The sequence below is a fragment of the Elusimicrobiota bacterium genome (assembly GCA_041658405.1).
Lineage (GTDB): Bacteria > Elusimicrobiota > UBA5214 > JBBAAG01 > JBBAAG01 > JBBAAG01.
The window spans coordinates 1-13772 of record JBBAAG010000079.1 but is presented as its reverse complement, the minus strand read 5'-3'; the positions used below and the strand labels follow the sequence as shown (position 1 = coordinate 13772).

Annotated in this window: 11 protein-coding genes; 4 read left to right on the top strand and 7 right to left on the bottom strand. The window is 42.4% G+C overall.

Translation table 11 applies throughout. From position 1 onward, the window contains the following. Window positions 1-3501: carboxypeptidase regulatory-like domain-containing protein (locus WC955_11280; GenBank protein MFA5859631.1), on the top strand; the 3501-nt coding region annotated here is incomplete at its 5' end. Next, window positions 3498-4391 carry a hypothetical protein gene (locus WC955_11275; protein ID MFA5859630.1) on the top strand — a complete coding sequence of 298 codons (894 nt, stop codon included), beginning with the start codon at window positions 3498-3500 and terminating at the stop codon, window positions 4389-4391. The genes WC955_11280 and WC955_11275, both read left to right, overlap by 4 nt. A gap of 11 nt (window positions 4392-4402) precedes the next feature. Here the strand turns inward: WC955_11275 and WC955_11270 are convergent, their stop codons facing one another. The 5 genes from WC955_11270 to WC955_11250 all read right to left on the bottom strand — a co-directional run bounded on the left by WC955_11270 (window position 4403) and on the right by WC955_11250 (window position 8878). Continuing rightward, a complete protein-coding gene (locus tag WC955_11270; protein MFA5859629.1) occupies window positions 4403-5098 on the bottom strand; it encodes a glycosyltransferase family 2 protein in 696 nt (231 codons plus the stop codon). A gap of 21 nt (window positions 5099-5119) precedes the next feature. Beyond that, window positions 5120-6148, bottom strand: coding sequence for a thioredoxin fold domain-containing protein (locus WC955_11265; GenBank protein ID MFA5859628.1), 1029 nt, complete (start codon window positions 6146-6148; stop codon window positions 5120-5122). A 231-nt stretch (window positions 6149-6379) separates the two neighbouring features. After that, the gene (locus WC955_11260) at window positions 6380-7453 is read right to left on the bottom strand and encodes a uroporphyrinogen decarboxylase family protein (GenBank protein MFA5859627.1); all 1074 of its coding nucleotides are present in this window, start codon (window positions 7451-7453) and stop codon (window positions 6380-6382) included. Between the two features lie 27 nt (window positions 7454-7480). Continuing rightward, the gene (locus tag WC955_11255; GenBank protein MFA5859626.1) at window positions 7481-8479 is read right to left on the bottom strand and encodes a hypothetical protein; all 999 of its coding nucleotides are present in this window, start codon (window positions 8477-8479) and stop codon (window positions 7481-7483) included. A gap of 210 nt (window positions 8480-8689) precedes the next feature. Beyond that, entirely contained in the window at window positions 8690-8878 is a 189-nt protein-coding gene (locus WC955_11250) for a hypothetical protein (GenBank protein MFA5859625.1), read from the bottom strand. A gap of 350 nt (window positions 8879-9228) precedes the next feature. Between WC955_11250 and WC955_11245 the strand changes: the two genes are divergently transcribed. Together WC955_11245 and WC955_11240 are read left to right on the top strand one after the other, a co-directional pair. Next, entirely contained in the window at window positions 9229-10026 is a 798-nt protein-coding gene (locus WC955_11245) for a type IV toxin-antitoxin system AbiEi family antitoxin (protein ID MFA5859624.1), read from the top strand. Window positions 10027-10115: 89 nt separating this feature from the next. After that, the gene (locus WC955_11240) at window positions 10116-10808 is read left to right on the top strand and encodes a nucleotidyl transferase AbiEii/AbiGii toxin family protein (protein ID MFA5859623.1); all 693 of its coding nucleotides are present in this window, start codon (window positions 10116-10118) and stop codon (window positions 10806-10808) included. Window positions 10809-10928: 120 nt separating this feature from the next. On the opposite strand, the gene WC955_11235 is transcribed toward WC955_11240, so the two are convergent. Continuing rightward, window positions 10929-13199, bottom strand: a complete 2271-nt coding sequence (locus WC955_11235; protein ID MFA5859622.1) for an SUMF1/EgtB/PvdO family nonheme iron enzyme — start codon at window positions 13197-13199, stop codon at window positions 10929-10931. 10 nt (window positions 13200-13209) lie between these two features. Then, window positions 13210-13626: a hypothetical protein gene (locus WC955_11230; protein ID MFA5859621.1), complete on the bottom strand. Its 417-nt coding sequence runs from the start codon at window positions 13624-13626 to the stop codon at window positions 13210-13212. Between the last annotated feature and the right edge of the window lie 146 nt (window positions 13627-13772).

Sequence of the window (13772 nt, the reverse complement as noted above, 5' to 3'; positions counted from 1 at the left end):
AAGCAATGGACAAAAGTATTTGGTACCACAGATGATGACACATCTTCCGCGCTAACATTAGACTCCTCGGGAAATGTGTACCTCAACTGCACAGCCTCAAAATCGTATGACAGCCAGCCGTTCTCCGGTATAACCGACCTATTACTACTAAAATTCAACTCCTCGGGTACAAAACAATGGGCACGAATGGTAGGTTCCGCGGATACCGAAATATCAGGAGGCATCACCACTGATTCCGCGGGTAACGTTTATGCTTCCGGCACCACAGGCATTCCGCCGGAAGCGCCGATTGACGGCGAACCTGCGCAAAAACTTGCGAGCTCAAAACAACGCGCCGCAATGACATACTCTGTTTACGGCACAACCCCCGGGATTGACGGTAATCTTGGCTCCGGCGCACTTGACATTTTCTTCAGTAAATTTGACTCCGCCGGGACAAAACAGTGGACTAAACAATTTGGCACCTCAGAAAATGACAACGCAGACGATATCGCAGTGGATACCGGCAATAACATTTATCTTTCCGGCGGTACCGGCGGCGCACTGGACGGTAATATCAACACCGGCCTTACTGACGTGATTATCACAAAATACGGATACGTGTATTACTATATTAAAGGCTATGTACGTGACAACACAAGTACCGGCATCAGCGGCGTTACCTTAACCTTATCCGGGACAGGTACAGGTTCGTACTCCACAGACTCCACGGGCTACTACGAATTTCTTAACTTACCCTCGGGAAGTTATGGCATTACCGCCACAAAAACTGACTACGGGTTTAATCCGTCCTCAAAAACATTCACAGCGTTATCCTCAAACCAGGAAAACCAAAACTTTACCGGTACATACACCCCTACGGTATTCTCAATCAAAGGATATATACGTAATACAGGCGGTACCGCAATCCCGGGGTTATCAGTAACCTTAAGCGGTGACGCAAACAAAACTGCCATAACTACGGCTACGGGCTACTACGAATTCACTAATCTTAACACCGGCAATTATTTACTAAAACCAACCGGCACAAACTGGACATTCTCGCCGGTAAGTAAAACCTTTCTTAGCCTATCCGCAAACCAGGAAACCCAAAACTTTACCGGCACATGCTACGGCTACTTTACCGGGAAAACAAGCTCTACGCTTAACGGCACAAACCTTATTGGCGTTATGGTGGAAACACAGATATCAGGGATAACAATTAATTCAACACTTACCGACACATCCGGGAATTACGTTTTACGGGTACCCACAGGAACCTATGACCTCAAAGCTTCTTCTACGGGCTACACAACCTCAACCCGTGCAAGTATGACAACGCTGTATAACTCAACCACAACAGTAAACTTTGGGCTCACAAAAACATTGTTTTATATTAAAGGCTATGCCCGTGACAACACCGCTACGGGAATTACGGGCGTTACGGTAAACCTTACCGGCACTTCGACAGGAAGTTATACCACTACGGGTACAGGGTACTACGAATTTTTGAACATCCCCAGTGGCAACTACGCGGTTACCGCCGGGAAAACAGGCTACACCTTTTCTCCGTCAAATAAAAGTTACACCAACCTCTCCGCAAGCCAGGACACCCAAAACTTTACCGGCACAATTGCCGGGATAACTTATTATATCCGCGGATACACTAGAACATCAGGTAGTACCGCAATTTCCGGGGTAACAATAAACTTAACCGGATCGAATACCGGAAGTACAATCACCGATAATTCAGGATACTACGAATTCCCGGCACTCACCGCGGGTAATTATGCGGTGATACCATTAAAAACGGACTACAACTTTTCCCCGTCATCAAAAACATACTCCTCAATTACCGCGAATCAGGACACCCAAAACTATATTGGTACGTACAACCCGGTAACTTATAATATCAACGGTTATGTGAGGACAGTAAGCAGTACCGGAGTTACGGGTATAACTTTGCGTTTAACCCCCAGCACATGGACTTATACGACAACCAGTACGGGCTACTACCAATTTACGGGCATAATTTCAGGTATGAACTACACACTCACCCCCGACGGGATATTATGGGAATTTGACCCGGCAAACAAAACGTATAACCCGTTAACCGCAAACCAGGCAAACCAAAACTTTACCGCAGTAAATACTACGATCACACAAACAGGTTATTATATCAAAGGATACATCCGCGACAGCGCTACAAGTACCGGTATATCTTCAGTAACTATACGCCTTACCGACAGTTCTACAGGCACATACACAACTTCTGATACCGGGTACTACGAATTTTTGGGGCTTACCTCCGGGAATTATACGTTAACCCCGGGAAAACAATCCTACTCATTTTCTCCGGGTAAAAAAACGTATACCGCGCTTACGGGCAACCAAGAAAACCAAACCTTTACGGGTACGTACAGTACAATTATTTACCGCATAACAGGATATGTCCGCACAAGTAATAACACAGCGGTTACGGGTGTCACACTAACACTTACGGGCTCAAACTCCGGCACTGCGAGTACTGATAATACAGGCTATTATGAGTTCACAAATCTCTTACCTGGAAATTATTATGTAATACTAACCAAACCCTCATACTTTTTTACACCGTCAAACAGGGCATACACCCCGCTTGAGGGTAATAGTGACACCCAAAACTATACCGCCACATACAGCACAGTTACCTACACAATAAAAGGTTATGTCCTGGATGGCCAAAGCGCTGCAGTTGACAGTGCAGTAGTTACCCTTACCGGCACGGTCAACGGTACCTATACCACCAACTCAGAAGGATACTATGAATTCAGAACCTTACCCCCCGGGAATTACGATGTTACTGCAGTAAAACAAGGATACGATATAACACCCTCCACCCGCAGTTACGCACCATTATCCGCGAACCAGGTAAACCAATATTTTATCGCAGCAGTTACACCGGACAGCGCACCGGAAATAACGATGCTTAACCCCACCCCGGGACAAATAATCTGGGGTACCACAAAAATCACGGTATCCGTTACTGACGATAAAGGCATTGCGCAAGTGCTCTTTTATGGCGCAAAAAAGTTATTAACGATTATTAACACACCGCCGTGGGAGTGTTACTGGGATACCACTAAAACTAAAGACGGTAATTCCACAGTGGAAGCCATAGTATACGATACCGTTAACCATACCGCGAATAAGCGTATCGTAGTTAATATCAACAACGCAGCGTATAACGACACGCTAGCCACTGACGGCGAGGTAAAGATAAAAAATAATTTTGTAACTTCCTCCGCGCCGTTGATGACAGTACTTTACAACCCGCGTGAAAGCGATGTAGTAACAGAAATTTATGACTTCACCGGGCGCAGGATAAAGTTAATATACAACGGCAAAAATACCGGGGATACCATGGAATTCCAGTGGGATGCCACGGATGATAACGGCACAAAAGTTAATTCCGGCACATACGTAATAGTAATCACCGACGGTACGGCAGTCATTACACGGAAAGTAGTAGTCTTACGATGATGAAGAGGTTTATCTCACTACTTTTAGCAACACTTATCCTCCTATCATACACTCCGCTAGCCCTATACGCAGAACTAAATGCCTTAACCTCGATGATTAACGCGCAAACATACTCCCTTGGATCCGCAGGTACCGCCCTTTTTTCAGGGATCCCAAACATTTTTACGAACCCCGCGGGGATACGGCGTAACGACAAAACAGTAAGCGCGTTATGCGTTACACACCATATTGCAATGTTTAACTCAAAATATGATGCTGTAAGTTACGTTTTTAAACTCTCCGGAAAAAGCGTTGCAGGAACAACTGCGGGCATAACCGCCTTACTTTTTGATACCGGTACGGAAAGTATCACAGGGTTTGGGACAGTAGTAGCGCAGAAAGATACCGCCGTAGTAGCGAGTATAGCGCATAACCCCGGGGGTAAACTTACATTCGGGCTAAACCTAAAATACGTTATGAGCACGTTAGTAGAGAAGTATGACTCACAAATACTCACGGTCGATACCGGCGCGATTTTCCGGTTAAACCCAAGCACACGGATAGGCGCTACCCTGCAGAACTACTCGCAGTTACTCAAACCATACCAGTTACCGGGAGAAACGCTTGTACCGTTAACTCTCCGTGCGGGGATATCAAAACTAAGTAAAGACGAACGGTTTATAATAACCGCCGATGCGGTAAGTGTTAACAATACAATAACCTACTCCGCAGGCAGCGAGTACGCATTAACCCGGGTGATAACCCTTAGAGCGGGATACAATACCGCAGTTGGAACGTACACGTTAGGCGGTGGAATAAAAATCTCAAACTTCCGCCTAGACTACGCGTACTCACCGGTAAAAACCTTTGGGAATAACCACCTCGCATCATTGACAATCGAGTTTTATTAACCGGTAATAACTCACTTTTTTTCATACACACGGCTTTGGACAAACCTCGCAGCATCGATAAAAGTATTCAATACTTCAATACATCTTACGGTTGAAACCCCTGTTTTCCGTGGACGATGAGTAACCGGAAATTCATGAACAACACAACCCCGGGAGTGTAATCTTATAAGGAGTTCAGCATTAACAAAAAACCTGCGGGAAATAAGTTTATCCGGGATACACACACCTTTTTTGTATAGTTTAACAGCGCAGTTAATATCCCGTACTTTTAAACCAAATACTATACGGATTAACCAGTTGAATATCCTGGAACACAAGTTTCGGAGTATACCGTATTGTTTATTAACGCGATACCCGAGATAAGCATCAACTTCCGGTGATACCGGCAATATTTTCAGGAGGTCAGAATACACAAACTGCCCGTCAGTATCCGTGAAAAGCACATACTCATACTTCGCTGAATGTACCCCAGCGCAAAAACACCGCCCGTATCCCTGGTTACTTAAAAAACTAATAGTTTTGAGTAAAGAATATTTTTTCTGTAGCTCCGCAAGAACTGAGGCGGTATTATCAGAAGAACCGTCATTCACAACAATAATTTCGTACTCACGCACAGCTGAACATAATGTTGCGTTTAGTTCACTTACAACAAACGCCAAATTTTCTGCCTCGTTAAATGCAGGCAGTACAGCGGTTATTCCATGCATCCACTATTTTTTTATTACTAACTACTTTCCCTTCTTAGCAGGCTGCTGCTGCTGTTTTTGCTGTTGCTGCTGTCTCAACGCGTTCTGGGTTTTCATAAACTCATCAAACTTTTGTTTCTGCAGAGCTTGATTTTTTTTATCACCCATCAAACCGTAGATAGCAGAAAGTTCCTTAAACGAATACGGCGGCTTAAACGCTTTTTCAACATAGGGAATAGCTTTTTTATAATCCTTATTATTCTTGTGAATATACGCGCATACGCGGTACATATATATTACCGTCGTTGATGTAGGATTCTTGACAATAAACTTTTCCGCTAACCCCAGCGCTTTAACATTTTCTTTCAAGCCTAAATTACAACTAATTATTGATGACTCAATTTCTTCAACATTCTTACCCGGATAATTTAGGATCCCTGCTTTCTCGAATAATCCAATAGCGTCCTTATAATTCTCCCGTTCCATATACCCTTTACCTAGAAGACACAAAACCTCGCCATCCTCGGGTGTTTGTTTTACCAACTCCTTAAGCGCACTAAAAGTTTTCTTACCGTCAACAATTTTATTAAGTTCCCGGATAAACACTTCCGCCGGGAGGTATCCTACTATACGGTCAATCTCAACACCCTTACTGTCGATAAACATGATTGTAGGGAACCCTTGGATATTATGTGCAGCACAAAACTTTTTCCCATCCGGAGTTTCGCCATCAACTTTTACGGAATAAAACTTATCTTTACACAAGGCCGCAACATTTTTATCGTTATACGTGGTTTCATCAAGACGCGTACACCACCCGCACCAGTCAGTATAAACGTCTACCATTACAGGCTTATTAATTTTCTGCGTTTTATTCATTGCGGACTTATAGGACATAAATTTCACGAGAGTAGGCACAACTTTTTTCTTTACCTTCTTTTGTTTAAACGTATTTGATACCCATGATGGAACAAACGACCGTGAGATTATCATATCCGTTACCGTATAACTAATACAAACAACAAGTACTGCTGCTACACTGACTACCAGTGACCGCGTGTACTTCTGCATGTTTACCCTCCATTAAAAAAGATAATTATTTGATAATAATCATACTTATTTTATTAAAAGTAAACAAGCAGTTATTAAGTATCCCGCAAGGACGGTATTCGCTCAATAATCGTTTTGCAGACAAAACGATTGAAATCGCTCATACTCGTCCTTGCGGGACACACAAAGATAATGGAAGCCGCTCACTCTCACTCTTGCGAAATACTAAATAGGTTTTAAAAAGAGTGGGGGTCAGTATCCCCCGTACTTTTTAGCAGTATCGTACATTGCCACAACATTTTCAGTTGGCGAATTATCCTGTAACTGATGTGTTGGCGCAAAACAGTACCCACCCCCGGGCATCATTACTTCAAGAGTTTTACGGCAGTACCGGACAACCTCATCAACAGTACCCGTTGCGACAGGCCCTGCGGTGGAGATACACCCGTGGAACGCTAACTTACCGCCAAAACTTTTCTTGAGGTACTCCGGTGCCATATCCTTAGCTTCCGGTTGAAGGGTATCCACAACCTTGATACCGATCTCAATAAAATCGTTGTATGCCCAGCTACTTGACCCGCAGGAATGTATCATCACAGGGATACCAAACGTATTTGCGAGGTCAACAAACTTTTTGTGTAACGGGCGTATATGTTTAAGATAAAGTTCACGGCTGATTATCTGCGCGTTCTGGCTGCCAAGATCCTCACCGATCCACAGAAAATCAATCCCGCCATTTGCAGCTACTAACGTCCTGCGTATGATTTCAAGTTGTACATCCACTCTTCTCTGTGCTAGCAATAACCCCGCAGGATCGTTGGTAATAAGATCAACCAGTGTTTGTTCAGTCCCGCGGATCATACCATTAGCGTTAATAATATCCCCAAACCCTGCACTACCGGTAAACACTGCGTATTGCCCATACCGCTGTTTTGCGTTCTCCTCAATTTTTGAATAATCAAAATCATCAGGGGACGGCATCCTCCACTCGGCAATAGTATGCTCATCCGCGTCTTTTAGAGGAAAATCACAGAAGTCCCAGTACCCGCCGGTAGTATGTTCCACCCAGCGGCGGTGTATACCCCAGTTATCAACCTTCACCCCGCGTGCGGGAATATCCTCATACAATTTAGCCCCGCGATAAGGCGCGTTGATCCCACGGAAATCAACCCCCAGCGCTATGCGCAACCCTTCAACGTCATTAGGTTTTAACCCATAGAACTGTTTTAACCGCGCATCAATCCCCGGATTTGAAAAATAATTCACGGGTACGCGGTCCGGCACTTTTGACGCAAATGTTGTTAAAACACGCTGTTTTGAGTTCATAACTTTAAAATAATCCTTTGATAAATATTATAGTTTCATTATAAACGCTAGTTTGAAAAAAGGCGGTTGGTGATTAACCGTCGATGTAACAGCTGCTGTGTCGAGAGTAAGGTTCTGTATAGCTGTATCTGAAGCCGCAGGTGTATTTCCCGAATACCCAACCCGTTGAGTACTACTGTTTGACACGTACATATCGGCAGCAGAATTACTATACGACACTCTCCGTCCTCCGTTTGGCGAGATGTACGATACATCACCGGTCTGCGGCCCAAAAAATACTTCAGTATTCAGCAATGAATGAGAATGCGTAAGATTACCGCCTGCAGAGTTTTGCCCCGCAGAAGTTGTGGATACCATAACAAACTTTTCGCTTAAATTTGGTGTACTATTATTACCATTACACAACGCCCAGCCTGATAAAACGCCAGTACCTAACCCGCTAGCATCAAAATTCCATACACCTGAATACATAATAATTCCTCCGCGAGGAACTGTTGGGTTGTACACTGAATTAACCGTCATAACACCGGTAAACGAAGACACGCCAACAACCTGCAAAACCGTACCGGAACCTTGGATAATCACTGGCCCATTGACTGTACCCCCGCCAGTTGACAAAAACATATCGTACGTACGGCCGCTTAGTTTATTACTATTCTCTGCGGCGATTGCGTAGGGCGAAGACACAAGTTTTTGCCGTGGCTGAAGAATATCATTTTCAACCTTAATTTCCAGCCATAAATCACCTGCAGACAAGATTTCCGGCGTAACCGTTACTGAACTTCCTATAACTACGTTTATCATCCCGTTAACCATTGAAATACTATTTTGTGTTTCAGCCCATTTCGCTGTTCCACCGGTATTTGTGTCATATAAACCAAATGATATTGTATACATACCTGTCAGCGGCTGCCCCGCACTATCGGTCAACCTTCCCTGAAAATTTATTTGCAGAGGAACCGCCTCGGCAGGTGTGCTAATCACAGCTACCAATATAGCTAATATGAACAACTCAGTTATTTTCATAAACCATTCTTTCCTTTTTTTAGTATAAACATATAATTCACTAATGTCAATACTGCAAAATAACCTGCTGATTTGACCCATCCAATATTTATTGTTACCTTCGAATTAATTATGCGCAGCCCTGGATTTATTTTTTAAGGTAAAGTGGGATAATTTATGAAGTTATTTTGCATTTGCCCGCTGATAAGTACGTACCGTATTTTTGACTGGTTAAGTGTGTGGAAAAAGTTTGGTATCATGTATTCCGCGGATATTTATCAACCTGTTACGCAAGACCCATGAACGGCGTAAACGTTCCCGCGGGGTCAACTGTTGCCAAACACTGCGTTGATGGGTTAGTAAATATCTATCTTCAGCATCATAACTTGTATTAGTAGAATATTTTTTTATAACAACCATATTCCTCCAGGTACGTATAACATTATACCAGTAATTCTTTTTAATATCAAATCACTATGTTGCGTGTTTTGTAAATATTCCCCCCTTTATCCAACCAGAAAAAACGTTAGAAACCAAGTTATAGACACACCTCTCAATTCATTTTTCAATCATTTCAAACAGTGTCTTAATGTACATATAATATATTATAGTGGATCAAAGCACCGGGTTAATTCACATACACGCTTGGGTTAACACATAACATTGATAAATTATTGTTAAACACAAGCTTGACACAACATCTGCGTTTATATACACTTTGTGTATGAAATAGCAGACATTATGATACAATATCAGAGGGAAGATGAAAAATGTATAATTATGTGTTAGATTATATTGAGAACCTCCAATCCAAAGGCAGGTATTCCTTTGCATTGCATGAAATAATAGATAAGTTCAATAAGAAACATTCCGCAATAAGAATGGCATTGTTCCGATTGGCTAAAAGAAAAAAAGTCATTTCTGTAATCAATGGTTTTTACGTAATAATACCTCCGGAATATTCAACTAATGGCATATTGTCGCCATACCTTTTTATTGATGATTTAATGGGCTATTTAAAAAGAAGGTATTATCTTGGGTTACTTACCGCTGCAGTGTTCCACGGTTCTTCACACCAACAACCCCAGGAGTTATATGTTGTTACTTCAAAACCGTCCATGAGAATGATTAACGTAAATAATTTAAAGATTAATTTTATTAGCAAAAACAGTGGCAATATAAAAGGGTTAGAAGAACGAAAGACAGATAGCGGGTACATTAAAATATCAGGTCCGGTACTTACAGCCGTAGACTTGCTTCAATTAAATAAATATGTTGGCGGATTGAATAGGGTTGTTGAAATTATTGGCGATATGACATCTAAATTTGATAAACATGAAATTACTAAATTAGGGCCGGGAGATGTACCGCTGTCAGTTGTTCAGCGGTTGGGATATATACTGGAAACTATTTTACGAAAAAAAACTGTGGCAGATTTAGTATGGAAAGCGTATGGGAAAAGAATCAACCGGAGTATTGCATTGAATCCAATGAATAAATCAGCTGAATTTAAACGCAATAACCGCTGGAAAATAATTGTAAATGAAAGTTTGGAATCCGAGAAATGATACCACGAGCTGATATATACTCCTGGCGGGAAACCGCACCCTGGAAAACTAACGAACAAGTGGAACAGGACTTGGTAATAAGCAGGTTTTTGGTTGAAATATTTAATGACGATATGTTACGCAATAACCTTGCTTTCAGGGGAGGGACAGCGTTACACAAGCTTTATTTAAAGCCTGCGGCAAGATATTCTGAAGATATCGACCTGGTACAGATAAAAGCTGCGCCTATTGGGCCTATTTTTGACAGGTTAAAGAAATTGTCTTTTACAGGTGGCAAGATAAAAAGGGAACAGAAAAACATGAATAATGTTTTGACCCTTTTTTACGATTCTGAAATTCCGCCAGTTATACAAATGAAACTAAAAATTGAGATTAATTGCCGGGAACATGTTCCAGCTTTTATAATTGAGCCAGTTCCGCTTGAAGTTCAATCGAAATGGTACACTGGGAAAACACATGTTATGACGTATACACTTGAAGAATTATTAGGTACCAAAATAAGGGCGTTGTACCAGCGAAGAAAGGGCAGAGATTTGTTTGATCTATGGTATGCAATAAAAACCAAAAAACCGGAGCTAACTAAAATAGTAAAAGCGTTTTATTCTTATATAAATCTAACGCTATCTAAAATTTCGCGGGTTGAGTTGATTAACAACGTAGAAGCTAAGCTTAAGAATATGGATTTCCGTAATGATATGACAGGGCTTATTCGGCCTGAGATAAAGTACGATATTGATAATGCCTGGGAGTTTGTGAAAGAAAAGCTTGTGCCATTGATATGACTATCTTCATAGTTTGTATCCATCCTTTTTGTAATGCATACTAAGTACACCACTTTGTATACTACACCGGCTAAAGACAACTTGTTCTAATATGTAATCTGTCAGTTGATAATATATATATTACGGATTGGCTGATTTCGCGCAACGAAAGCCGAAGTTGTCGAAGTTATGGTACGGGTAGTTGGAGAGGTAACGATAGGCAGACCGGCTTTCGTAGACGCCGCCCTCCCAAGACCCGCCCCGAAGCACGCGGTAAATACCCGTAGTGGGTCCCGAAGGGTTGCTTACTGTTCCACTAGGATATGTACCAGACAAATCGTTGCACCATTCGCTCACATTGCCTGCCATGTCATAACACCCATACGGGCTTTTCCCGTTTTCATAACTACCTATCGGAGCGGTATACTTATATCCATCTTGACTTCCATCCCCGCTTGTTCCATCATGCCAATTGCAATAATTTGTGTACCATATATTTCCCCAAGGATACATCCTCTGATCTGTTCCACGTGCAGCTTTTTCCCATTCCGCTTCCGTCGGTAACCGTTTCCCTGCCCATTTTGCATATGCATCCGCTTCGTACCAACTCACTCCCACAACTGGCAAGTTCGGACCATTTACTGCAACATATCCAAAAGTAGAGCTTGTCCAGTAATTCGGTTGCGTAATGTTGTTACTCATTCTCCAATCCCAGCCTTCTGTCGTCCAGCATGATGAGTTCCTGTATCCCCCAGCATCTATAAACTGTTTATACTGTCCATTTGTCACTTCGTATTTGTCAATGTAGTATGCGTCGAGATAAACTGTATGAATTGGTTGTTCGCTAGTTGACGAACTCGACCCCATTGTAAAACTTCCTGCTGCTATCAACGCCATTCCCGTAAGATTACTACTGAATGATTGTGTTGTTGCATTAGCTTCCGCCGAATATATAGAATTCCCGTTCAGGTTATACGCCAATACCCGATAATAATAGATTGTAGCTGCTATCAAAGGGAAATCCAAAAAAAATGTAGTGTTTTGTGTTAGTGTTTGAATTAAACTATAATTCCCACCTAATACTTTACGCTCTAATTGAAATCCAACTTCTTTGTTTGAACTATCAGTCCACGAAACAAGTATAGTGCTGGAAGAAAGTGTAGTAGTCTTCATGCCACTTGGAGCAGAAGGTATTGCTGTGTTTACAGATTTCGCGCAACGGAAACCTAAGTAGACGTACATGTAGATCGGGTAGCTGAGTCCCCGAAACGCAGACCGGCAGATGATGTTACCGTAGTTGTAAAAACTCCCACCCCGGATTATACGGTAATAACCCGTAGTGTTACCTGTAGGATTGATTACTGTTCCAGTAGAATATGTCTCATACCAATTGTTACACCATTCAGACACATTTCCTGCCATATCGTAACACCCATACGGGCTTTTATCGTTTTCATAGGTTCCTACTGGCGCAGCATACGTGTACCCATCACTATTACCCAATACAGGCGAAGTGTCATACCAGTTACAATAATTGGGATACCATGTGTTACCCCACGGATACGTCCGGGCATCAGTTCCCCGTGCTGCTTTCTCCCATTCCGCTTCCGTAGGTAACCGTTTTCCTGTCCATTTCGCGTATGCACACGCTTCATACCAATTCACTCCCACGACAGGCAAGTTGGGACCATTGGTTGCAGTATAACCATAAGTTGTATCATCCCAATATTTCGGTTTAGTAACGCTATAACTCGACTTCCATATCCACCCGTCGGTGATCCAGTATGATTGTGTACTGTACCCACCCGCGTCTATAAACTGTTTATACTGTCCATTAGTAACTTCGTATTTGTCTATATAATAAGAATCAAGATACGCTGTATGAATTGGTTGTTCGTTGATCAATATAGAAATCGAACCCATTGTAAAATTTCCCGCTGTTACAAATACCATCCCCGTGGGGATAGACAAATTAATAGCCACGGTTACTGACTTCGCATCACTCCACCCGCTGTTGCCGTAACTGTTCGTGGCTTTCACACGGTAATAGTAAGTTCCCGTTGATTTCCCAACAACATCATACGACGTGTTTGCGCCGGAATATATCGTCACCGGACTGTCGAAACTATTATTATCGTCCTCTTCGCAAATATAGTTTAACGCATTAGTAACTGAATTCCAACGGACTGCATAATCCCCGTCGGTATCCGGGCTTGTGAAATCATACAACACAGGCGCTGCTGGTGCGGTATTGTTAATACGTTCCTGCTGTTTTTGTTCAATAATCGCTTCAAACTCTTTTCCTGCCTGCTCTACAGCAGCAGGCATCCCTAACGAAAACGTTGCGGAATACAAATTACCCGCAAGCAAACACAGCGACGATATGAATAAAACAAGTTTTACTATCTTCATGACAATATCCTCATTTGCCACTATCTTTCCTCGGTACGGTTATATACCAGTTCAACCCGATATTTGCAATTATTTTGTCCGTAATATACGAAACATCACTGACTGTTGTACTCGCCATACTCATATTCCCATACCCAATATCCGTGCAAATACTTAACGCTCGTGAGAAATAATATTCTATGCCAAGTAACGCGCCAACATATGACCCTGTGATCGACCAATCATTACTCTGCTGGTTTTTGTATTGCAGATAATCAACTTCCAAGCCTAGATAAGGGATGATAGTATTCGTGGGAAGAACATAATAGAGAGCCCTTGCCCCGGCAATACCTGCAATAGTGCTGCCTTGATAGTGCAAATCAACCGCAAGATTGTTTAAGAATCCGTACTTAACGTTTATCCCAGGATATGACAGCCCGATTGACAAACGGTTTGTTATATAGTTTGCCGCCGGTTCCGCAGAAACAGAAACGGTTTGTAATGCCCCCCATTAAGTCAAGCATATAAATTAGTAGAAATCAAAGCCTCGTTCTTTTGCCTATTCTCAAACTCTACCGGTGTCATATACCCAAG

Excerpts from the sequence above, each read along its gene's own strand:
- WC955_11275 (MFA5859630.1), top strand. The coding sequence starts at position 3,498 with ATGATGAAGAGGTTTATCTCACTACTTTTAGCAACACTTATCCTCCTA.
- WC955_11270 (MFA5859629.1), bottom strand. The coding sequence starts at position 5,098 with ATGCATGGAATAACCGCTGTACTGCCTGCATTTAACGAGGCAGAAAAT.
- WC955_11265 (MFA5859628.1), bottom strand. The coding sequence starts at position 6,148 with ATGCAGAAGTACACGCGGTCACTGGTAGTCAGTGTAGCAGCAGTACTT.
- WC955_11260 (MFA5859627.1), bottom strand. The coding sequence starts at position 7,453 with ATGAACTCAAAACAGCGTGTTTTAACAACATTTGCGTCAAAAGTGCCG.
- WC955_11255 (MFA5859626.1), bottom strand. The coding sequence starts at position 8,479 with ATGAAAATAACTGAGTTGTTCATATTAGCTATATTGGTAGCTGTGATT.
- WC955_11250 (MFA5859625.1), bottom strand. The coding sequence starts at position 8,878 with ATGGTTGTTATAAAAAAATATTCTACTAATACAAGTTATGATGCTGAA.
- WC955_11245 (MFA5859624.1), top strand. The coding sequence starts at position 9,229 with ATGTATAATTATGTGTTAGATTATATTGAGAACCTCCAATCCAAAGGC.
- WC955_11235 (MFA5859622.1), bottom strand. The coding sequence starts at position 13,199 with ATGAAGATAGTAAAACTTGTTTTATTCATATCGTCGCTGTGTTTGCTT.